The 21,155-nt window shown below is 60.8% G+C and carries 18 protein-coding genes; 6 read left to right on the top strand and 12 right to left on the bottom strand.

Going from position 1 to position 21,155, the window contains the following annotated elements; all coding sequences use genetic code 11:
• Positions 1-21 precede the first annotated feature (21 nt).
• Positions 22-456: a hypothetical protein gene (locus tag B1781_RS18410; protein WP_078121056.1), complete on the top strand. Its 435-nt coding sequence runs from the start codon at positions 22-24 to the stop codon at positions 454-456.
• On the opposite strand, the gene B1781_RS18405 is transcribed toward B1781_RS18410, so the two are convergent.
• Entirely contained in the window at positions 453-2,762 is a 2,310-nt protein-coding gene (locus B1781_RS18405) for a winged helix-turn-helix domain-containing protein (RefSeq protein ID WP_078121055.1), read from the bottom strand. The genes B1781_RS18410 and B1781_RS18405 overlap by 4 nt on opposite strands.
• A 157-nt stretch (positions 2,763-2,919) precedes the next feature.
• Between B1781_RS18405 and B1781_RS18400 the strand changes: the two genes are divergently transcribed.
• Positions 2,920-3,840 (top strand): HDOD domain-containing protein, encoded by a 921-nt coding sequence (locus tag B1781_RS18400; protein ID WP_164513459.1) that lies wholly within the window; start codon positions 2,920-2,922, stop codon positions 3,838-3,840.
• Positions 3,837-5,699, top strand: coding sequence for an EAL domain-containing protein (locus tag B1781_RS18395; protein WP_078121053.1), 1,863 nt, complete (start codon positions 3,837-3,839; stop codon positions 5,697-5,699). The genes B1781_RS18400 and B1781_RS18395 overlap by 4 nt, the downstream gene beginning before the upstream one ends.
• Before the next feature lie 477 nt (positions 5,700-6,176).
• On the opposite strand, the gene B1781_RS18390 is transcribed toward B1781_RS18395, so the two are convergent.
• The 5 genes from B1781_RS18390 to B1781_RS18370 form a co-directional block, all read right to left on the bottom strand.
• Positions 6,177-8,558 carry a nitric oxide reductase activation protein NorD gene (locus tag B1781_RS18390; protein ID WP_078121052.1) on the bottom strand — a complete coding sequence of 794 codons (2,382 nt, stop codon included), beginning with the start codon at positions 8,556-8,558 and terminating at the stop codon, positions 6,177-6,179.
• Between the two features lie 13 nt (positions 8,559-8,571).
• Positions 8,572-9,084 carry a TIGR00645 family protein gene (locus B1781_RS18385; protein ID WP_078121051.1) on the bottom strand — a complete coding sequence of 171 codons (513 nt, stop codon included), beginning with the start codon at positions 9,082-9,084 and terminating at the stop codon, positions 8,572-8,574.
• A 20-nt stretch (positions 9,085-9,104) separates the two neighbouring features.
• Positions 9,105-9,911, bottom strand: a complete 807-nt coding sequence (locus B1781_RS18380) for a CbbQ/NirQ/NorQ/GpvN family protein (protein ID WP_078121050.1) — start codon at positions 9,909-9,911, stop codon at positions 9,105-9,107.
• A gap of 185 nt (positions 9,912-10,096) precedes the next feature.
• On the bottom strand, positions 10,097-10,453 hold the full coding sequence (locus tag B1781_RS18375) for a ribulose bisphosphate carboxylase small subunit (RefSeq protein ID WP_078121049.1): 357 nt from the start codon (positions 10,451-10,453) through the stop codon (positions 10,097-10,099).
• Positions 10,454-10,525: 72 nt separating this feature from the next.
• Positions 10,526-11,944, bottom strand: coding sequence for a form I ribulose bisphosphate carboxylase large subunit (locus tag B1781_RS18370; RefSeq protein WP_078121048.1), 1,419 nt, complete (start codon positions 11,942-11,944; stop codon positions 10,526-10,528).
• A gap of 169 nt (positions 11,945-12,113) precedes the next feature.
• On the opposite strand from B1781_RS18370, the gene B1781_RS18365 reads away from it, so the two are divergent.
• On the top strand, positions 12,114-13,031 hold the full coding sequence (locus B1781_RS18365) for a LysR family transcriptional regulator (RefSeq protein WP_078121047.1): 918 nt from the start codon (positions 12,114-12,116) through the stop codon (positions 13,029-13,031).
• Between the two features lie 300 nt (positions 13,032-13,331).
• Positions 13,332-13,994 carry a hypothetical protein gene (locus B1781_RS18360; RefSeq protein ID WP_078121046.1) on the top strand — a complete coding sequence of 221 codons (663 nt, stop codon included), beginning with the start codon at positions 13,332-13,334 and terminating at the stop codon, positions 13,992-13,994.
• Here B1781_RS18360 and B1781_RS18355 read toward each other — a convergent pair.
• From B1781_RS18355 to B1781_RS18330, 6 genes are read right to left on the bottom strand one after another with little or no spacing between them, the layout of a single operon-like run.
• Positions 13,977-14,561: a tRNA (mnm(5)s(2)U34)-methyltransferase gene (locus B1781_RS18355; protein ID WP_078121045.1), complete on the bottom strand. Its 585-nt coding sequence runs from the start codon at positions 14,559-14,561 to the stop codon at positions 13,977-13,979. The two genes, B1781_RS18360 and B1781_RS18355, sit on opposite strands and share 18 nt — an antisense overlap.
• Positions 14,558-15,619 carry an NAD(P)/FAD-dependent oxidoreductase gene (locus tag B1781_RS18350; protein WP_078121044.1) on the bottom strand — a complete coding sequence of 354 codons (1,062 nt, stop codon included), beginning with the start codon at positions 15,617-15,619 and terminating at the stop codon, positions 14,558-14,560. The genes B1781_RS18355 and B1781_RS18350 overlap by 4 nt, the downstream gene beginning before the upstream one ends.
• A gap of 40 nt (positions 15,620-15,659) precedes the next feature.
• Positions 15,660-16,193 carry a phosphatase PAP2 family protein gene (locus B1781_RS18345; RefSeq protein ID WP_078121043.1) on the bottom strand — a complete coding sequence of 178 codons (534 nt, stop codon included), beginning with the start codon at positions 16,191-16,193 and terminating at the stop codon, positions 15,660-15,662.
• The gene (locus B1781_RS18340; RefSeq protein WP_078121042.1) at positions 16,153-17,325 is read right to left on the bottom strand and encodes a glycosyltransferase family 4 protein; all 1,173 of its coding nucleotides are present in this window, start codon (positions 17,323-17,325) and stop codon (positions 16,153-16,155) included. The genes B1781_RS18345 and B1781_RS18340 overlap by 41 nt, the downstream gene beginning before the upstream one ends.
• A gap of 54 nt (positions 17,326-17,379) precedes the next feature.
• Positions 17,380-18,165: a lysophospholipid acyltransferase family protein gene (locus B1781_RS18335; RefSeq protein WP_164513458.1), complete on the bottom strand. Its 786-nt coding sequence runs from the start codon at positions 18,163-18,165 to the stop codon at positions 17,380-17,382.
• Positions 18,166-18,167: 2 nt separating this feature from the next.
• The gene (locus B1781_RS18330; RefSeq protein WP_078121040.1) at positions 18,168-18,941 is read right to left on the bottom strand and encodes a GNAT family N-acetyltransferase; all 774 of its coding nucleotides are present in this window, start codon (positions 18,939-18,941) and stop codon (positions 18,168-18,170) included.
• A 298-nt stretch (positions 18,942-19,239) separates the two neighbouring features.
• On the opposite strand from B1781_RS18330, the gene dxs reads away from it, so the two are divergent.
• Complete coding sequence (dxs, locus tag B1781_RS18325; RefSeq protein ID WP_078121039.1) at positions 19,240-21,141, top strand: 1-deoxy-D-xylulose-5-phosphate synthase; 1,902 nt, start codon at positions 19,240-19,242, stop codon at positions 21,139-21,141.
• The last annotated feature ends 14 nt before the right edge of the window (positions 21,142-21,155 follow it).

Genomic DNA, 21,155 nt, shown 5'->3' with positions numbered 1-21,155 from the left:
CCCTGCGGCCTGGGCAACCTTGTGACAGAGACATTCTTCAAACCCAACGAGATCGCGCGCGAGCGACTGACGATTCCGGCAACGTTGTACAACCGTTGTCGCCTGATGCTCAGCCGCTGTCAGTACGAGCACGTGTTCGTACCGATTCGCAGCATGCAGATGCAATCGGTGATCGACGAGGAAGAGGTGATCTTTGTCGATAACCAGGCCTACGCCGTGCGCGGCGGGCAGGGTGGGCGTTTGATCATGTTGGCGTGGGTGTTCCGTTACGACCAGCATCGCGACGACCTGACCGAGCCCGCGCAGATCGAGCTGGTCTACTATCACAACGACGCACGCGACCTGCACCAGCGCCTGATCGGCGAATTCGGCAAGGCCTTGGAACTGGCCGAGAAGCGTCAGCGTGAAAACGGTTGCGATCCCAAGGGCAAGAAGGTGTTGCCGTTCAGGGACTAGCTGTCGTTTGACGATTTGCGATCAGTGGGTGTAATCGCTACCCATGATGAATCGACGAGATGCTGCACCCGGTTGCTGAGATGCTTGAAATCCTTGTGTTGGCGTAGATCACGAAACATCGGGTCGGTGTTCAGCAGGCCGATATTGGTGAAACCGCTGTCTTGCAGTGCGGCCAACATTGTCATGGCCGATGTCCGGTGGCCGCGGCAATACTCCAAGCGGGCGGCCATGTAGCGCAGTCCGATCGTGTTCCAGCCGTGATTGACGGCGAACCGGTAGCTTTGCGTGCATTGGTTCAGCCAGCGTTTGCTTTCGCTGTCGTCCTTCTCGCTGCGGTAGGCATCGACCAGCGCAGTACACAAGAACAGGTCGAAATCGGTGCGCTCGATCGGGTAGGTGCGCCCTTCCAGCGCACGTTTTAGATGGGTCTTCGTCTGTTCGATATCGCCGGCGAAATAGGCATTGAGGCCGGCCCTTGCGTGTGCCTGCCGCCATTCGATCTCTGGTGTCGCCAGTTTGTCCTGCAGTGCGACAACCCGTGATGGATCGATCAGCGTGCCGAGGATGCGCGGGGCTGCAATCGCAGCCCGATCGAGATAACGCTGCACGGCATGTGATGGCGTAGGGCTCTCGGCGAGAATGCTGGTGGCGAGACGTTCGGCCGCATCGGCCTGTTGCAGGTAGGCCAGTATCATCACGTGGCCGGCACGTATCAGCTGCGATTCCGGGGTAAGCGACATGGCTTTTTCGGATTCGCGGTAGGCGTTCGCCAGCTGTCCCGATTCAAGAAAGAGATCCGACATCGCCCTGTTGACGCGCGCATCGGGTGGAGTCAGCGCGGCAAACTTCTGAAGTTGTGTTAAACCGGTTTTGACCTCACCGCTGAATGCCAGCGCGTTGGCCAGGTTGACGGCAGCCGTGGGCATCAGCGGCTCCAGCCTGGTCGCTTCGCTGAACGCGGGTAGCGCCTCATCGAGGCGACCTTGTTGGCGTAGCGCCAATCCAAGCCACATCCAGGCCTCGGCAAAGTTGTGTTCCCTATCCAATGCCTTGCGCAGCTGCTCTTCGGCCGCGCCGTAGTTGCCCTGAAGATAATGCGACAGCCCCACCGCTGCGCTCAGTCTTGCCGCAAAGAGTTGATCGCCTTCGGCTTTTTTGAGGTGCGGCTCGGCCTTTTTCATCGCTTCGGACAATGGCAGATCGGCGTAGAAAGATAGCAGCAGGTACGACTTCGCGAGCCCGACGTGGGCGCCGGCAAAGTCCGGTTCGGCTTCGACCGCTTTCTCGAAGTGTTCCGCAGCCTTCCAGAGGTCTTTGGGCGACCGCTGAAAGCGGTAGTAGCGTGCCGCAAGAAATTCTTCGTAAGCGCCATCCAGGTGCGCTACCGTCGCATCATTGCCGCCGATTCGCTGGGTGTAGCCAAGGCGTTCGAGATTGTCGGCCAGGGTTTCGCTGACGGTCATCTGCAGGCGGAAAACGTCGCGATCGTCCCGTTCGAATGCCTGGCTCCACACCTGCTCCTGGGTGCGCAGATCGGTAAGAACCGCGACGGCACGCAGTTTCCCGCCGGCATGGCGCAGGCTGCCGGTTACCAGCATGTCCGCACCGAGCAATGTCTGCATGTCGCCGATGGCCAGGTTTTTCTTGCTCACGAGACTCGCCGATTGCGGCCCCAGCACGCGCAGGTCTTCGAGTTGTCCGAGCCTGTTCGCCATCTCTATGGCGAATCCGGCGGCAATCACGTCATTGTCCTGGGTCGTGGACACATTGCTGAACGGCAGGACGAGCACGGACAGGCGGTCGTCTTGCGGTGGGCGGCTGGCTAAGAACAGCAGCGCGGCGGCCGCCGCCAGTATCAGCGACGTGGCGATCCACGCGACTTTGCGATGGCGCACCGGCGGTGCCGCCGTTGCGGGCGGCGCGGTTTCCGGCCGGGCTGTGTCGGCGATTTGCTCATCGGTTTGCTCGTCGGTCTGGTCCGGGGGCACATGGCGGACCTCGCAGATCAGACGATAGCCGCGCTTGGGCACGGTCTCGATGAACGCCGGGGAGACGGCATTGTCGCCCAGTGTGCGCCGAAGCCGGGCGATCGCCTGATATACCGAGTGATCGCCGACGAACTCGCGATTCCAGACCTTATCGATGATGTCGTCGGTTGCGACGACTTCGCCCTTGTGCTCGGCAAGGTAAACCAGCAGGTCGACGTAACGCGGCTCGAGGCGCGTGATCTCGTCGCCCAGCTTCAGGGAATTGAGCCGTGGCAGCAGCTCCCAGCGGCCGATCCAGTAGCGGTTTTGCGTGTCCATCTGCTCCAAGAGACAATCCGTAAATTATTGTTTTATAAAGTAAAAAATAACGACAGGAAAAGCTTAGATAAAGATTAGACGTTGCTGAGAACTTTGTCTTTGGTGCATGACAAGCTGTTTGCGATACATCAGCAAACTCTGCACAAGGAACTCTACGATGGCCACTCTCAGCGATGAGGACAAGACTGCGAACGGCGGCGACTTCGAGCGCTTGATGCGCCGTCGTCTCGACGAGATCGCATCGCTTCCGCCGATACCTCGGCGTTCGCAGGAACTCATCATGTTGCTGGCCGATCCGGACATGAGCATGGTTCAGCTGATTGAACTGATCGAGCAGACGCCGTCCCTGGCAGGGCGGGTGTTTGGTGTTGCCAACTCGGCGTACTTCGCTGCCGCTCAGCAGGTGAGAAGCATCTCGGATGCCGTGATACGGGTGATGGGGCTGCACCTCGTCCGCGATCTGTGCATGTCGCTGGTGCTGAGTCAGCCATTTACGACGAGCGCCAGCCCGTCGTTCCTCCCGCTTCGGTTTTGGCGGCACGCGATGTTCTCGGCCGCCCTGGTCCATGAGTTGTCGAGAGTCGTGGACGACGCCGGCCGGGGGAAGCTGCCGAATGCTTACCTGGCGGGCTTGTTGCACTCACTTGGCATGTTGGCACTGGTGCACATCGCGCCTGTCGGCATGGAGCGGGTGTTTGCCGGGTTGAACGAGGATCAACAAGCCAAGTTGTCGTACCTGCAGGCTCGAATTCTTGGTATCGACTATGCGCAGGCAGGCGGCGAGCTCGCCCGTGCGTGGAAGCTGCCGGCACCGATCGTCAATGTGCTTTCTCACCACCGCAATTCCGGCTACCGGGGAAGCGACTGGCAACTCGTTGCCTTGGTCGGCTTCGCCGATCAGATGAGCAAACAGCACATCGATGGCGAAGACAGCGCCGCGTGCGTCGATCGGCATCGTAGTTTGCTCGACGAATTGGCGATCGGCGAAGAAAACCTGGCGCTCGCGGTTACCACCTGGCAGGCACGACTGCAGAACATCGAGCAACTGGCGATGACATTTCAGAGGCGGCCGTCATGACTCTGAACACCGATGTATACGCGGTCGGGGAAGGCGCCGGCGTCGTGATGTTGGTCGAGTCGCTCAGTCTCATCCGTCAGTTGGCTTCGAGTTGTGTCGCGGTGCCCGCCGAGGGCATTCCGCAATTGGTCTCCGGGATCGTCACCGGACACGCCGCGTTCCACGGCTGCGCGGTATTCCTCGCCGGCGACTTGCAATCACCGTCAGGTGGGATCCAACCCTTGACCGTCGCGAGTTCTCCACACTCTTTCGTCGAAGAGATCAGCCTGCCTAAGGTCGTGGACGTTATCCAAACCGGTGGTGCGTATCGGTGGCCGGGCGCGCGTGAACGCGCAGGCAAATCGCAGTCCGGTTTGTTGATTCAGTCGATATCGGTCGGTGGCCGGGCGGTGGGTGCGATAGCCGTTCACCATCCTGATCCTCGCGTGTTTCAGGTTTGGCACGAAAACCTGTTGGGTTTGATCGCCGACATACTGGGGCTTGCCTTGTGTCGGTGCGATGTTGGTCAGCCGGCCTTGACCGGACCGTCCGAAGAGACACCGGTCGAGCATGTGATGCCACAGACGGGGGAGTTCGCCGATATGCCCGTAGATCTGGACGCGTTGACCGGCTTGGCGACTCCCGAGACTTTCCAGCGGTGTCTGGAAAAGTCGCGCGAGTTGACCGGGCCGATGCCCTACCTGTTCTTTCTGGACATCGATCGGTTTCGCATGATCCGTGAGTGCGGCGGTACCACGCTCTCTGATCATGTTATCGAGGTCCTCTCCGGTGTGCTGTTGCGTCTTGCCGGAAGAGACTGTGCGGTTAGCCGCATCGGCGTCGATCAGTTCGGCATGATTATGCGTCTGGCGGGGCGCGAGCAAGCCCTCGAAAAGGCAACGATGCTGCTGGAGAGTGTCGAGGCCTTGCGCTTCAGTCATGACGGCGAGCGCTACGAACTGACCGCCAGTGTCGGTATCGTGCGCCCCAATCGCTACCAGGACACGCCTGAAGAAAGTATCCGCAAGGCGCGCGATGCCTGCCGAGAGGCCAAGCACCTGGGCGGTGGGCATGTCCAGTTCTACCAGGATCAACTGGTCGCCACGGCGCGCCTGGAAGAAGATGGGCGGATACTCAATCAGTTGATTCGGGCTTTCAAAGACAACGACCTGTTGCTCTACGCTCAAGAGATTCAACCCTTGGAGCAACCGAAGAACCCTGCAGCCAGTCGCTTCGAGATACTGCTGCGCGCGCAAGGCCACAAGGGCAGCATCTACAGCGCCGGTATGTTTCTGCCGGTTGCGGAACGCTACGGCTTGTCGGCCAAGCTCGATCGCTGGGTCGTCGGTGAGGCGCTGCGTCAATTGTCGGAGTTGCCCCGGGAGCTGCTCGCGAACCGCTCGTTTGCGATCAATCTGTCCGGCCACTCGGTCGATAGTGCCTGCTTCCTCGATTTTGTACTCGACGCATTCGCGGTTACCGGTTTGCCACCACAGCATGTCTGTTTCGAGATAACTGAAACTGCGGCGATATCGGATATCCAGGCTGCACGTGCGTTCGTTGACGCGCTGCAGGCAATCGGGTGTGAATTCGCGCTCGACGACTTCGGCAGTGGACATACGTCCTTTCTCTATCTGCGAGACCTGCCGGTCGACTACCTAAAGATCGACGGCAACCTGGTGCGCGATATCGCCAACGATGCGTTCAGCCGGTCCATTGTCCGATCGATCCACGACATCGCCAAGACGATGGGCAAGTGCACTATCGCCGAGTACATCGAAACCGATTCGATACTGAATACGGTAAAGGAGATCGGCATAGACTTCGGTCAGGGCTACACGCTGGCCGTGCCGAAACCTTTGATGGAGGCGATCGGCTGAGCTTTGCCTGTGGTCAGAAGGCAGGCGCGGGTATCTGCAAACGCGCGGAAGCCGCGCAGAGGATGACTACCCGGTGAGTGCGGCGAATACGTTGGGGTGAGTATCGACCGTTATGCCGGTGGCATAACGCAGCGATGCGAACGCCCCGCCATGGAGGGCGGGGCTGGGGATTAATCAGTGCGCGGACGTCGCGCCAGGGAAGGCTACCCCGTTAGTGCAGCGAATACATTGGAGTGAGTGTCGACCGTTATGCCGGGGGCATAACGCAGCGATGCGAACGCCCTGCCATGGAGGGCGGGGCTGGGGGTTAATCAGTGCGCGGAAGTCGCGCCAGGGATGGCTACCCCGTTAGTGCAGCAAATACATTAGGGTGAGTGCCGACCGTTATGCCGGTGGCATAACGCAGCGAAGTGAACGCCCCGCCATGGAGGGCGGGGCTGGGATCAAATCAGCGCGCCGAAGTCGCGCCAGGGACGGCTACCCGGTGAGCGCTGCAAACACGTTGGGCAATCTCTCCGGCAACCGCTCCACATCATCCACGATCGAATAGTTGTTCTCACCAAAGATACGTGCAACGTATCGATCGGCATTCGGATCGAGTGTCAGGCAATAGGTGTACACGCCCTGCATTGCCAGATCTTCGACTGCCTTCTTCGCGTCGTGCCGCAGGTATTGCGGGTCGCGCTCGTCGATATCGGCAGGCTCACCGTCGGTGACCAGCAACACAAGGCGCTTTTGCGCATTCTGCTGGGTCAGGTGCCAGCCGGCGTGGCGCAATGCCGCACCCATGCGGGTGGAAAGGTTGCCCTTCATGCCGGCCATGCGTGACTTGGCTTCTTCGTCATAGTGCTGATCGAAGTCTTTGAAGCGGTAGTACTGCACATCGTGGCGGCCATCCGAGGCAAAGCCATGGACCGCGTAGTTGTCACCGATCGAATCGATTGCCCAGGCGAGCAGGCCGGCAGACTCACGCGTAAGGTCGAGGATGCTCGGTTGATCTTCGTAACCTTCTTCGCCCTCGGCGATGTCGCCGATCTTGTCGTTGGTCGATTCGGACAAATCGAGCAGCAGCACGATGGACAGATCGCGGATGTGTCGCGTAATACGAATGTTGATGCGCGGGTCGGGCATGATGCCGCGACGAATATCGATCATCGCGCGCACGGCAGCATTCAGGTCGAGTTCTTCGCCTTCTTCGTAGCCGCGTCGACGCACAATACCCTGCGGTTGCAATGCGTCGATGATGTGTCGAATACGCGATGCGACCGGCTTGTGCTTGGTCAGGATCTCGTCCATGACATCCGGGTCGCCACGCCCTTGTTTGCGTTCGAGCACAGTTGCCCAGTCAGGACGCGACAGCTGAACGTGGTAGTCCCATTCGCTGTAATGGTAAGGGTCGGAGACTGGCTCGACGCCTTCCATTTCGTTGTAGCTGATACCCATGTCTTCGTACGGGAACAGCTCGGTATCCAGTACCCAGACTTCCTGCGGGTTGTCGTCCTTCATCTCGGAGTCGATCTCGTTGACGAACTCCATCAGGCTGACATTCTTGCGCACCGTCTGCTGCGAAGAAGGAAGGTAGTCGACGCCCTGGGTCTCGAACATGTTCTCCGAGAAGTCCCAGAAGTAACGGTTGTCGTCACGATAGGGAATCGGCCATTCAGAGAGGATGCGCACGCTTGGGATCTTCGCGATCTCGACCATCTTGTTGTAGAAGTCGACGCCGGCCATCCATGACAGGCGGGGCGCATAGGGATCTTCTTCGAGTTTGGCAACGAAGTCGTCGGCAATCTCGTTGATCGCCTGAATCTCATCACGGTATTCACGGTCCATGATGGCGCGCGTGGCGCGCATCATCAGGTCCATGGTCTCGTGCGGTTTGCCGTAGGCGTCGTCTTTGTCGGGCTCCGACGTGAAGAACTGCAGCCACAGTTTGCGTAGACCGGGGAACTCGCTGTAGGCGAGGTATTCCACGCGCGCATCTTCGAACAGTTCAATCATGCGCATCTGCGCCTGAGACAGCTGCTCAGCCGAGATGGGGTCGCGCGTATAAACCATGTGCGCCGCACAGTGAGCAGCGGTGGCACGGTACAGGTCCATACCATCGATGCCGCGGAACGGGTCGAACGCGTCCGGGACGTGGATTTGGAAGTTCTCGATGTACGGACGAATACCCTGGCGCGATTCAAAGTCGCCGGCCGTCGGTCGCATGTAGAACGAACGGGCCCACAACGCGCGCAGGTAGAAGTTGAGCTTGCGCTGGTTGTTGACGAACAGGGTGCCGCGACGCTCGGACTTGAGAATCGCTTTCGATGATTCGGTCTTCAGGGCGAAGTAGGCCAGCTGGCCATCGAGGTCGCGCTGATGCGCCTGTGCGCCGAACATCACCCAGCGACGCAGGCCACCCAGCGTCAGCTTGGATAGCAGCTCGTCCAGGTTCTCCATCATCGGGCGCAGACCACGTGGTGCCTTACCCGTCATCTGGTGCAACAGCTTGAGGAAGCCGCGCAATACTTCGGCATCACCCAGTCGCTGCGCTGCCATCGGCAGGTTGGCAACGATCAAGGTGATGACGCTGCCAGAGGTGTGCGACGACAGCTTCATCATCGCTTCGACAACATCCGGAATGATGTCTTCGCCGACTTCTTTGACGACGCCGGGAATCTCCTGCACGTAAGTCAAGACCAAATCTTGGCCGCGTCCCAACGTGCAGAACGCGCGCATGCCTTCCAGATAGTTCTGCAGGCCGCGCGGCGACATGACGCGCTGCGCTTCATGGTAAGACGTTTCGAGCGCTTCGACGTGCTCGTGATCTTCGTCGTTCAGGCAGGTGACGTATTCCGAGAAATCGACTGACATACAGGATTCCGAATCAGTGCTTTTGGTTCATGCGATCAACCAGGGCCATGCCGAGCGCCGACAAGACGAAGGTGATGTGGATGATCACGTACCACATCAGCAAGGTATCGTCTCTGTTGTCGCCGTTACCCAGCAGTTGCGGTGCATTCATGAACGCTTTGAGAAGATGGATCGACGAGATCGCGACGATCGATGCGGCGACCTTCTGCTTGAGTGAACCCGCGTCCAGCTTGCCGAGCCAGCTCAGCTTCTCTTCGCCTTCCTTGATGTCGATCGCCGAGACGAAGTTTTCGTAACCACTGAGCATAACCATGACGATCAGGCCGCCGACCAGCGCGATATCCACGAGACTGAGGACGACCAATACCAGGTCGGCCTCGTTCATCGCCAGGATGCCGGGCAGGATATGGAAGACCTCCTGGAAGAACTTGATGCCAAGCGCGACCAGGGCAAGGCTCAGGCCGATATAGATCGGTGCCAGCAGCCATCGGCTCGCGTACAACAGGTTTTCAAGTGTGCGTTCCACAGTGTCTATGCTCGGCTCGCTCAGAAGTACGTGTTGACGGCGGCACTCAGGGTGTCGCGCATATCCGGATCGTCCGTGAGCGGGGTGACCAATGCCATTTGGCAGGCCGCTTGTGCATCGATGCCCTTCGAAACCAGCTGTGCCGCGTAAACCAGCAGGCGGGTGGACATGCCTTCGTCGAGGCCGTGACCCTTCAGGTTACGCGAACGCTGTGCGATCTGAACGAGCTTGTGTGCGGTCTCTTTGTCGACGCCGCCTTCGTGCGAAACGATCTCGGTTTCGATATCGGTTTCCGGGTAGTCGAAGTCCAGGCCACCGAAACGCTGCTTGGTGGACTGCTTGAGATCCTTCATCAGCGACTGGTAGCCCGGGTTGTATGAGATAACGATCTGGAAGTCGTTGTGCGCCTTCACCAGTTCGCCTTTCTTTTCCAGCGGCAGTTCGCGGCGGTGGTCGGTCAGCGGGTGGATAACAACGGTCGTGTCCTGACGTGCTTCAACAACTTCGTCGAGGTAGCAGATGGCGCCAATGCGTGCAGCCACGGTCAGCGGGCCGTCCTGCCACTTGGTGCCATTGATATCGAGCAGGAAGCGACCGACCAGGTCGGAAGCGGTCATGTCTTCGTTACAGGCAACGGTGATCAGCGGCTTTTGCAGCTTCCACGCCATGTATTCGACAAAGCGCGATTTACCACAACCGGTCGGGCCTTTGAGCATGACGGGCATGCGCGCGTCGTAGGCGGCCTTGTACATGTCGACCTCGTTGTGCACGGGACGGTAGTAAGGCTCATTGCTGATCAGGTACTGGTCGCGGTCGATATCGCTCATGCTCGTGATCCTTTTTATCTGGACGGCTACGGGAATCGGATCCCGGTTCGAATGTTCAGGCCGGAATGGCGATCGCACATCGTTGGGCGCTCGCCACTCGGGGCTGAAAACTCGGTTGCCCGAAACGAAAAGCCCCCGCCCCGTGAAGGGCGGGGGCTTCCCATACTGATTGTGGCAATCAGTACTTAGACGGCTTTACCACGGTAGATAACCATGGATGCACCGGCGCACTGGGCATAGTTGTCCAGGCCGAGCAGGCGCACGTGGTTTTCCGGGTGAGCCTTGTGGCATGCCTCGCACTCGGCCAGGATGGCGTCGACGTCGGTCTCACCGAACATCGGCAGCTTCCACATGTACCAGTAAGAGCCACTGGCGTTCTGCGGCTCGGTGTGCTCAATCGAAGGGTTCCAGCCCTTGGAAACGATGAACTCGATCTGCTTGCGGATCTGTCCAGCGTCCATCGACGGCAGGTAAGAGAAGGTCTCGAACTTGCGGCTGCCGGCATCGGCAAGGCTCGAAGCGTAGTCCTGCATATCACTCATTGGTATATACCTCTAAAAAATTCGAATTCGTTGCTCGAGGCCCCCGCCACGTAAGGCGAGGGCAGGTGGACATTACTTGTGCGAAACGTCCAGCTTGTCGACGGTGTCGAACTCGAACTTGATTTCTTTCCAGGTCTCCATTGCAGCTTTCAGCTCCGGGCTGGACTTGGCTGCGTTGGTCAGGATGTCTTTGCCTTCCTTCTCGATCTCGCGACCCTGGTTGCGTGCCTCGACACAGGCCTCGACCGCTACGCGGTTGGCTGCTGCGCCAGCGGCGTTGCCCCATGGGTGACCCAGCGTGCCACCGCCGAACTGCAGGACGGAGTCGTCGCCGAAGATCGAAACCAGCGCCGGCATGTGCCATACGTGGATACCACCGGAGGCAACCGGCAGAACGCCCGGCATTGCGCCCCAGTCCTGGTCGAAGAAGATACCGCGCGAACGGTCTTCTTTGATGTAGCTGTCACGCATGATGTCGATCCAGCCCAGGGTTGCATCGCGGTCGCCTTCCAGCTTGCCGACGACGGTGCCGGAGTGCAGGTGGTCACCGCCGGACAGACGCAGGATCTTGGTCAGTACGCGGAAGTGGATACCGTGGTGCGGGTTACGGTCGAGTACGGCGTGCATAGCACGGTGGATGTGCAGCAGCATGCCGTTGTTCTGACACCACTGTGCCAGCTGGGTGTTCGCTGCCCAACCGCCGGTGATGTAGTCGTGCATGATGATCGGCGCGCCGATTTCTTTGGCGTATTCCGCACGACGCATCATTTCGTCAGCGGTCGGAGCGGTAACGTTCAGGTAGTGACCCTTGCGCTCGCCGGTCTCGGCTTCAGCCTTCTGGATGGCTTCCATGACGAAGTCGAAACGGTGACGCCAGCGCATGAACGGCTGCGAGTTGACGTTCTCGTCGTCTTTGGTGAAGTCCAGACCGCCGCGCAGGCCTTCGTAGCACGCACGACCGTAGTTTTTGGCCGACAGACCCAGTTTCGGCTTGATGGTGCAGCCCAGCAGCGGACGACCGTACTTGTTCAGCAGGTCGCGTTCGACCTGGATACCCTGGGGCGGGCCATTACAGGTCATGACGTAGGCGACCGGGAAGCGGATGTCTTCCAGACGCAGTGCGCGCAGTGCCTTGAAGCCGAACACGTTGCCGACCAGCGAGGTCATGACGTTGACTACGGAGCCTTCCTCGAACAGGTCGATCGGGTAGGCAACAAAGGCGTAGAAGCAGGTGTCGTCACCCGGTACGTCTTCGATCGCGTAGGCGCGGCCTTTGTAGTAGTCGAGGTCGGTCAGCAGGTCGGTCCACACGGTGGTCCAGGTGCCGGTCGAAGACTCAGCTGCCACGGCGGCGGCGACTTCCTCGCGCGGCACGCCCGGCTGCGGGGTAACTTTGAAGCACGCCAGGATGTCGGTGTCCTTCGGCGTGTAATCGGGCATCCAATATGTTTCGCGGTACTCTTTTACGCCCGCGTCGTATTTCTTGGCCATTACCTAAAACCCTCTGTTTTGGAGTTGATCCATTTCCGGTTGGACCGGAGCTTTCGGCCCCTGATGGCCGCGCTTTATTAGCCGGTCCTGTTATGGGGTTGGACGAGTATAGAGGGCCAACCTATAATTAACAGTCAATAATACTGATAGATCGCATAATATAGGTCTTATGCATCTGACCCTGAGACAATTAGAGGTTTTCGAGGCCGTGGCGCGTCATTTGAGCTATACGCGGGCGGCCGAAGAGCTGCATCTCAGCCAACCGGCGGTGTCGATGCAGATCCGCCAACTGGAGGAGGCCGCGGGCCTGCCGCTGTTCGAAAAGCTCGGGAAGCAAATTCGTCTGACCGAGGCCGGCGAAGAGTTTTTCCACTACAGCCAGGCCATCGGCCGGCAGCTCGAAGAGCTCGACGAGGTGATCGAGGCGCTCAAGGGCGTGCAGACCGGCCACCTGCGGATCAGCGTGGCGACCACCGCCAACTATTTCGCTACCCGCCTGCTGGCGGCGTTCTCGCAACGCTATCCCGGCACGACCTTCTCGCTGGACGTGACCAACCGCAAGACGCTGCTCGAACAGCTGACCCGCAATGAGACCGACCTGGTCATCATGGGCAAGCCGCCGGAAGACCTCGACCTGGACGCGACCGCGTTCATGGAGAACCCGCTGGTCATCATCGCGCCGGCCCGTCACCCTTTGGCGGGGCGCAAAAACATCCCGCTCGCCGAGTTGCGCGACGAGGTGTTCGTCGCCCGCGAGCAACAGTCGGGCACGCGCATCGCGATGGAGCGTTTCTTTCAGGAACGCGGATTCCATCTCAAAACGGGCATGGAGATGACGTCGAATTCGGCGATCAAGCATGCGGTCGAGGCCGGGCTGGGCCTGGGGATCGTGTCGATCCACACGCTCGAGCTCGAGCTGGAGGCCGGCCGCCTGGTGGTGCTTGATGTCGAGGGTTTCCCGATCGAACGCCATTGGTACCTGGTGACCACCAAAGACAAACGCCTGCCGCCGGTGGCGCGGGCGTTCTTCGATTTCCTGATGGGTGACGACGCGGCCGGGCTGATGCTGCCGGGTGTGGCCGCCTGACCGGGGCCGCGCCAGTCTGTCGTCGGGGCCTTTCGATCGATTGTCCGTTGCGGCGTGTCTGCGACGCGGTACCTAATCGATAGGAATGACGATCCAACCGGGCCGTCATGACTGTCATATGATCCATCCATCTATATAGAGAGTGATCCGGCATCGTCGGGCTCGACCCGGTCTCGGCAGGGGGGGTTGCAAAAGCCGTCGTGTCGTCGGGTTCTGTGTTGCCGTCAACGGGAGTGCGTCCTGGAGCAAGTTTCGCCGACCGCTGCTTGTAGAACGAAGCGACATCGCTGGCTGTCCGCGGTGCTGGGCCTGCTGTGTCTCGTCCATGCGACCGCATCTGCTGCGGGCGTGGATGGTCAATGGCGGCTGCAGCTAACCGGTCACCAGGACTTCTTCCTCGGCGAAGGCGGATTCGGCGGCGGTATTCGCATGCCGTGGGAAGTCATCATCCAGTTCACCATCGCGAACGGCGAGTTTCTGGTCGGCAGCGGTAGCGCGCGATGGGTCGACAAGGTGTCGGGGCTGTCGGGGCCGCAGAACTGGTTCGATTGCCACCTGGTGGCCGGCACCTATCTCGACAGCAACCTCACGATGCACGAAACGCCGCGGGTACGATTCGCCGGATTCCCGTTGGCCGGCGAACTCGAGGGTGATCGTGTCCGGCTGCAGCCGGGTTACCGCGCGCCCGGCAACTACTTGGCGTTGACCTACGAATGCGAGACTGACAATCAGGTCGCCGACAACTGGCTGGCGCGCGCCGAACTCGGCAAGCAGATCCTGGGCAAGCGCCAGGATGTCGAGACCCGGCATAGCGGGATGCAGCGCATCGCGCGGGTCCGCGAGGTGGTCAGCCTGCCACCCGAAAACAGTGTCGATCTACCGCTGCAGGACGGCTGGACCTTCTCCCAGGGCAGTGAGGACAGCAGCAGCCAGGTCACCTACCGGTTAGATCGCGTCGACTGAGCCCGTCGATGGCTGAGCACGCCGCACCAGGTACAACCAGGGACCGGGCGATTGCAAGATCTCGATCTCGTAGCCGTCGTTCAAACCCTCGATCCATTGCGTGACGGCGGCAATCTCGGCCTCGGCGCCGGGGTGTCCGCGGTACAGCATCAGCGACAGCAGTCCACCGGGGCGTAGCATGTCGAGTGACTGCTCGAGCGCGCTCACGGTGGTGTGCGGTTGCGTGATGATCGACTTGTCGCCGCCGGGCAGATAGCCGAGATTGAACATCACGACATCGGCGTTGCCGACCCAGTCGTCGCCCAGCAGATCGCGCATACGCTCGTGTCCTGCATCGATCAATTCGACGTGTTGCTCCAAACCGGCAGCGTGCAGGCGTTGCCGGGTGTGATCGAGCGCCGATGGCTGAATATCGAAACCGGCCACATGGCCGTCGGGTGCCACGCAACGCGCGAGCAACAGGGTGTCGTGACCATTACCTACCGTGGCATCGATTGCACGCCCGTGTGCACGGCATGCTCGACTTACCGCTTGTTGCGCGATCTTTGTGAGTGGTCGGCGATTCATTTGAGGCGGGCGATATCGGCTTCCGCTGGTAACGGCGCATCTTCAATCAGATGGTTGACCAAGGCATCGGCGTACCAGGGGATGCTCAACGCGCCGCGTGCACCGAAGCCGTTGAATACCCATAGCTGCGGAAACTCAGGGTGTCGGCCAAGGAACGGGTAGCGATCGGGTGTGCCTGGGCGCAGGCCCGCCTGGTGGTCGACGACCTCGTTGTGTGGGTTGTTCTTGCACATGGCTGTAAAGCCCTGCAGCAAGGTGGCGCGACCCTCGGCCGTTGCTTGCACATCGAAGTGCTTGTGATCGTGCGTGGCGCCGAAGCGAACGGTGCCGTTGGCCAGCGGCACCAACCAGTGCGCTCCGTTGACGATGTGTTTGGGGTGCCGGTCGGCCAGCTGCAGGTTCAATATCTCGCCTTTTTCCGGTTGCAGCGGCAGATAGCTGAACCAGGGGTTGTCGCGCAGCTGAGCGCCTTCGCAGAACACCACGCGGCGCGCACGTAGGTCGCCGATCTCGACGTCTTGCGGTGATATCCGAAGGCTGGAAGCATCAAACGAGGCCTCCAGCAGTGCACGATCCTGCTGCAGCCAATCCCTGATCATCGACAACAGCGACGGCAGGTCGACATAACCGGTGCGATGCTGCATGAATCCGCCGAACGGTGCGTCGACCGGCTCCGGTGGCTGCGCCGCATCGAATGCTGCGCCGATCAGGTCTGCGGATTCGTCGTCTTGCGTGCGTTTGTCGTAGAAGCGTTTCTGCTGCTCTGAGCGGAACAAACGCATCATGGGTATCGGATGAAAAAACGGCCGGTCGAAGTGCTGCGCGAGCTGCGCATACCAGCGGTCGGCGGCGCTTAGCCAGTCGCGCAATTCCGGGCGGCGGTTGAAGCGCATGCCGGCCAAAGGATTGATCAGGCCGGCGGCCACGCGCGATGACGAGGTTTTGTGGCCGTCGTCGATCACGCACACGCGTTCACCGGCGGCGCGCAGTTTCCAGGCGAGCGCGCTACCGGCCAGCCCCTGGCCGACGATCAAGGTATCGATTGGGTGTTGCGGCATGAGCGCATTGTCTCATGCCGACGAAACGCAGCGCAGTCGCTCAGACCAGCGGCAGAAAGCTCAGCCAGGCCATGCCGCCGCCGATCACGGCACCGACGATCACGTCGCTCGGATAGTGCAGGCCCAACACCAGGCGCGACGAGGCGATCAACAATGCCATCGGTACGATGAAGATGCCGATCTCGGGGAAATGACCGAGGACGACAGCGGTGAATCCGACCGCATGCATCGTGTGGCCCGACGGAAAGCTGTATAAGTCGAGCATGGGGGCATGGCGGCGGATGTCGGGGAAGGCCTCGCACGGGCGCTCGCGTACGGTCAGCGTCTTGAGCGTCTTGTAGATCAACAGCGAACTGATGCCGACCAGCAACATCTGCAGCGATACCTGTAGGCCTTCGTTGCCGTACAGTGCCGGCAGCAACAGCATGATCAGGTACCAGAAGACGCCGTCGCCCAGGCGGCTGATGATGCCGAAGAAACGCTGGGTTTCGAGGTTTTCGCCGCGCTGGCTGGCAACCCGGCAGATCGGTGCTTCAAGGACGCTCAGTTGATGTAGCAGTGTTCTCACGGTCATCGACGGTTGCCTCGCGCTGGACTGCCAAAAACAGTTTTTCCAACCTGTCGATGAGTTTCGGCCAGTCCTGTTGCAGCGCGGTTTCACGTGCGTGAACTTTTAGTGTCTGCCGGAGCGCGGCGTCGCCGGCACAATCGAGCGAATGCTGTATGAAGGCCGCCTTGTCGTCCGCCGGCGCGAGCAGGCCGTTGTGACCATGATTTATCAGTTCGTGCGCGGCCGCCAGGTCGTACGACACCACCGCGAGGCCGCTGGCCATGGCCTCCAGCGTGACGTTGCCGAAGGTCTCGGTCACGCTGCTGAACAGAAACATATCGCCGCTGGCATAGTACTCGGCCAGTTCGACACCGGTTCTCGGTCCCGCAAAGATCGCCTCGGGGTGCGTGGCCCTGAGTCGCTTCTCGGCCGGGCCGTTGCCTACCAGCACCATGCGCGCGGTTGGATGCCGTTCGCGAATGGCCGAAAAGGCCTCGAAGGTGGTGTCGATGTTTTTCTCGGGTGCCAGCCGCCCGACATAGACCACAACGATGTCGTCGCTGCCGATGCCCCAGCGGGCACGCAGTTCTTCATTGCGCCTGTCCGGGCTGAACAGATTGGCATGCACGCCGCGCGGCCAGACATGCAGATTGCGAAACCCGCTGTCTTCTAACTCGTCGGCCATGGCGCCGGTCGGTACCAGCGTACCGGCCAACTTGTTGTGGAAGCCACGCAGATAGCGCCACAGGGCGGGCGCCAGCATGCCGGCGTTGTAGTGACCACTGTATTGATGAAAGTTGGTGTGCATCCCCGAGAGGCACGGCACGCCGGCCCGATGGCAGGCGCGCATTGCCGAGTGGCCGAGCGGTCCTTCGGTGGCGATATAGCAGGCGTCGATCTGTTTGTGCGCGATCAGTCGTTTGATCAGGCCGCCGGCCGGCATGCCGAATTGCAGGCCCGGATAACCGGGCAGTGGTAGCCCGCGCACCGGATGGATTTCGGCCGGCTCGTCATCCGACGGGCGTTGTTTCTGCTTCGGACACACCAGCGTGATGCGGTGGCCGAGCTTGCTCAGTCCGCTGACCATCTGTGCCAGGGTGCGGGCAACGCCGTTGATCTCGGGCGGGTAGGTTTCGGTAACGATCAGGATGTTCATGCCGGTTTCGCTGTCAGGGGGAGGGTGGCCGGCCGGGAATACAGTCGCAAGTCGCTATCCTGCTGCCGGCGCCGGAACGCGTTCACCGAGGGGTGTCTGTTCGTGGCTGTGCAGCGCCATGATGATGGCATTGCGTGCCTCATCGGCGACCTGTTTGCGGCTGTGTCCGCTCAAGGTGATCGGCTCGCCAAAGATCACCATGACCTCGGTCTTGGCCCGCGTGATCAAGCCGCGCAGGTTCTCGCCGAGTGATTGATCGTCGGTATAGGGCGCGACGGGATCATGGTGGCCGTTGATGTGGTAGCGGACCGCAACCGGCACGACATCGGTGCGCGTATCGATCGGTGCAGCGAACAGTCGCGAGAAGAACGGCCGCACCAGGGTGCCGTCGGTGGTGGTGCCTTCGGGGAATACGGTCAGCATGCCGTTGTCGCGCAGTCGCTTGGAGATCTGCTCGGTGATCTGTGCAGCTTCGCCGTTGCCGCGGCGGATAAACAGCGTGCCGGCGCGCGCCGCCAACCAGCCGATCAGCGGCCAGCGTCTTACCTCGTACTTGGACAGGAAATCGGTCGGTGTCAGCGCGCCGAGCACGATGACATCGAGCCACGAGATATGGTTGGCAACCAGGAACGCCGGTGCTTGCGGGCGGTAGCCGGCCACCGTGATGCGTACTCCCAAGATGTCGGCCACGCGGTTGTGCCACCACGACTCGATCCGCGGGTGGGTGCGCAACACGCCGCCCGGATGCCGTGACAGCACCAGGGGGGTCAGGATCAGACCCAACAGAATGTGCAGGGACAGCAGCAGTGTTCGCAGCGCTATCCGCCAGGTACTTATCAATGTCAGCCCTTCATCACCCGATCGAGAAAGTGTCGGGTATAAGATGCGTCGATCTCGTTGACGTTCACCATGACCAGGATATCAGCGCAGTTGAACGCCGGATCGTAACAGGGTTCACCACATGCCCGAGCACCGAGCCGGAAGTAGGCCTTCAGCAACGGCGGCAACGGCGCGGCGACCGTTTCGTGTGTCCCGGCCGGCAGCGGCGGCAGCGGATTGCGCGGCGTGACCCGGCAATCGGGTTTGGTCATCGCATGCTGGCGAACGCGGTTCATGATCGCCTGCGCGACGGTGCCGCCATCTTCCATCTCGACGCTGGCACAGCCGAACAGCATGTCGATGCGGTTTTCCTTGATGTAGTCGGCCAGTCCCGACCACAACACGGCGATGGCAGCGCCCTGGCGGTAGGTCGGGTCGATGCAGGTGCGACCGACTTCCAGGCGGCGGCCGGGCAGCGTCAGCAGCGGGCCGAGATCGAATTCGCTCGACGAATAAAAGCCGCCGGCCTTTTCGGCCTGCCGGTCGAGCAGCAGACGGGTTGAGCCGACCACCCGGTCGGTGGCGGCGTCGCGCACCAGCAGGTGTTGGCAATAAGGGTCGAAACGGTCTTCGTCGATCCCACGATCGGCGCCTTCGACCTGTGCACCCAGTTCTTCGCCGAAGATGCGGTAGCGCAGCGCCTGCGAGGCGTGGATATCGTCCATGGTTGTAGCGAGTTCGACGTAGAGTCGGCTTTTCGATCGCCGGGCGTCGAGATCTGGAACAACGGCACTCATTGACTTGTTTCCTTGGCGTCAGGTTCACGATCAGCCTAAGTCGGCTGCGTGACACGTCCTTGTCATCGCGATGACAGATAAATTGCGGAAATCCGCCATATCGCGACCCGATTGCGCAGCGCGCTACCGGGTTTGCGCCCTGGGTAGCGTGTTCTGCGTCTCGCCGTAGGTGCGGTTGAACAGTGAAATTTTCAAGAGTGACTGGCGCACAATGTTTATCGCGCCACGACAAATATCGATCTGAACTTGCAGCGGGTGCGTTAGAATAAGTGTCCGTTTGTGGATCAGGTTTGCAGCAATGCCTCACAGCCAGTCAGGCGCCCCGTACCGACTGCTCGACGAAATCGATTCGCCGGGTGGTTTGCGCGCGTTGCCGGCAACTGAGCTGCCTGCCCTGGCAGCCGAGGTGCGGCGGTGCCTGGTGAATGCGGTGTCGCAGACCGGTGGGCATCTTGCGGCTGGCCTCGGCGTGGTCGAGCTGACGGTGGCGCTGCATTATGTGTTCGACACGCCGAGCGATCGGCTGGTCTGGGATGTCGGGCACCAGGCCTATCCACACAAGATTCTGACCGGTCGGCGCGATCGCATGACGACGCTGCGCAAGAAGGACGGTCTGTCCGGTTTTCTGAAACGCGACGAATCCGAATACGACCCGTTCGGTGCCGGTCATTCGAGTACCTCGATCAGTGCCGCCCTCGGCATGGCGGTGGCTGCCCAGGCTGCAGGCGAGCAGCGCGAACATATCGCGGTAATTGGCGATGGCGCCCTGTCTGCCGGTATGGCCTTCGAGGCGCTGAATCACGCCGGTGCCTTGGACCTCGATCTGCTGGTGGTGCTCAACGACAACGACATGTCGATCTCGCAGCCGGTCGGCGCGATCAGCAACTACCTGGCGCGGGTGCTGTCGAGCCGTTTCTATAACCGGGTTCGAGAGGGCGGCAAACACGTGCTGAGCGGTCTGCCCGGCATGAAAGACCTGGTGCACCGCTGGGAAGAGCACATGAAGGGCATGGTGATGCCCGGCACCTTGTTCGAAGAACTCGGCTTCAACTACATCGGCCCGATCGACGGCCACGACCTGCCGCTGCTGGTCAATACGCTGCGCAATATGAAGCGCATGCGCGGTCCGCGTTTTCTGCACGTGGTTACGCAGAAGGGCCGGGGCTATGCGCCGGCCGAGGGCGATCCGTGCGTTTATCACGGGGTGACGCCGTTCAACCCGTCGACCGGCCAGATGCAGAAGAAGGCTGGCGGCAAGAGCTTCACCAGCGTGTTCTCCGATTGGATCTGCGATGCGGCCGAGCAGGATCGGCGGCTGATGGCCGTGACGCCGGCGATGTGCGAGGGATCGGGCCTGGTCGACTTCGCTGCGCGCTTCCCGCGACGCTATTTCGATGTTGGCATCGCTGAACAACACGCTGTTACCTTTGCTGCCGGTATGGCCTGCGACGGCCTGAAACCGGTGGTCGCAATCTATTCGACCTTCCTGCAGCGCGCCTACGATCAGTTGTTGCACGATGTGGCCTTGCAGAACCTGGATGTGACCTTCGCTGTCGATCGTGCCGGCCTGGTCGGTGCCGATGGCGCCACCCACGCCGGTGCCTATGATCTGAGTTACGCCCGCTGCATCCCCAATATCGCAATCCTGGCGCCGGCCGATGAGGCCGAATGTCGGCGCATGTTGCAGGCCGCCTATGAGCACCAAGGTCCGGCCATGGTGCGCTACCCGCGCGGCTCGGGTATCGGCACGCAGCCGTCGTCGGAGCTTGAGACGTTGCCGTGGGGGCGCGGCGAGATCATGCGCGAAGGCAAAGACATCGCGATCCTGGCCTTCGGCACACTGTTGGCATCCGCACTGAAGGCGGCGCAGAATCTCGATGCGTCGGTCGCCAATATGCGCTTCGTCAAGCCGCTCGATGAGGCCCTGGTCCTGCGACTTGCCGGCAGCCATCGATTGGTCGTCACGCTCGAGGAAAACGCGGTATCCGGCGGCGCCGGTTCGGCGGTTAACGAGTTGCTATTGGCCTCCGGCGTGCAGGTAAAGGTGCTGAATCTCGGCCTGCCCGACGAGTTCATCGAGCAGGGCACCCAGGCGGAACAGTTGGAGATCGCCGGTCTTTCGGTCGCTCAGATCGAAGCGCGCATCCGCGAAGCCTTGCACGGCGCCCAGCCTGGTTCGAAAGCGGTTCACGCAGGCTGAATCTCAGCCGCTAT

The sequence above is a fragment of the Thiosocius teredinicola genome (assembly GCF_002009425.1).
Lineage (GTDB): Bacteria > Pseudomonadota > Gammaproteobacteria > Chromatiales > Chromatiaceae > Thiosocius > Thiosocius teredinicola.
This window is presented reverse-complemented; position numbering and strand designations above follow the sequence as displayed.

What these genes read in the sequence shown, in the direction of transcription:
- B1781_RS18330 (WP_078121040.1), bottom strand. Translation starts at nt 18,941, where the DNA reads ATGAGTGCCGTTGTTCCAGATCTCGACGCCCGGCGATCGAAAAGCCGA.
- B1781_RS18405 (WP_078121055.1), bottom strand. Translation starts at nt 2,762, where the DNA reads ATGGACACGCAAAACCGCTACTGGATCGGCCGCTGGGAGCTGCTGCCA.
- B1781_RS18400 (WP_164513459.1), top strand. Translation starts at nt 2,920, where the DNA reads ATGGCCACTCTCAGCGATGAGGACAAGACTGCGAACGGCGGCGACTTC.
- dxs (WP_078121039.1), top strand. Translation starts at nt 19,240, where the DNA reads ATGCCTCACAGCCAGTCAGGCGCCCCGTACCGACTGCTCGACGAAATC.
- B1781_RS18375 (WP_078121049.1), bottom strand. Translation starts at nt 10,453, where the DNA reads ATGAGTGATATGCAGGACTACGCTTCGAGCCTTGCCGATGCCGGCAGC.
- B1781_RS18365 (WP_078121047.1), top strand. Translation starts at nt 12,114, where the DNA reads ATGCATCTGACCCTGAGACAATTAGAGGTTTTCGAGGCCGTGGCGCGT.
- B1781_RS18395 (WP_078121053.1), top strand. Translation starts at nt 3,837, where the DNA reads ATGACTCTGAACACCGATGTATACGCGGTCGGGGAAGGCGCCGGCGTC.
- B1781_RS18370 (WP_078121048.1), bottom strand. Translation starts at nt 11,944, where the DNA reads ATGGCCAAGAAATACGACGCGGGCGTAAAAGAGTACCGCGAAACATAT.
- B1781_RS18340 (WP_078121042.1), bottom strand. Translation starts at nt 17,325, where the DNA reads ATGAACATCCTGATCGTTACCGAAACCTACCCGCCCGAGATCAACGGC.
- B1781_RS18380 (WP_078121050.1), bottom strand. Translation starts at nt 9,911, where the DNA reads ATGAGCGATATCGACCGCGACCAGTACCTGATCAGCAATGAGCCTTAC.
- B1781_RS18355 (WP_078121045.1), bottom strand. Translation starts at nt 14,561, where the DNA reads ATGAATCGCCGACCACTCACAAAGATCGCGCAACAAGCGGTAAGTCGA.
- B1781_RS18350 (WP_078121044.1), bottom strand. Translation starts at nt 15,619, where the DNA reads ATGCCGCAACACCCAATCGATACCTTGATCGTCGGCCAGGGGCTGGCC.
- B1781_RS18390 (WP_078121052.1), bottom strand. Translation starts at nt 8,558, where the DNA reads ATGTCAGTCGATTTCTCGGAATACGTCACCTGCCTGAACGACGAAGAT.
- B1781_RS18345 (WP_078121043.1), bottom strand. Translation starts at nt 16,193, where the DNA reads ATGACCGTGAGAACACTGCTACATCAACTGAGCGTCCTTGAAGCACCG.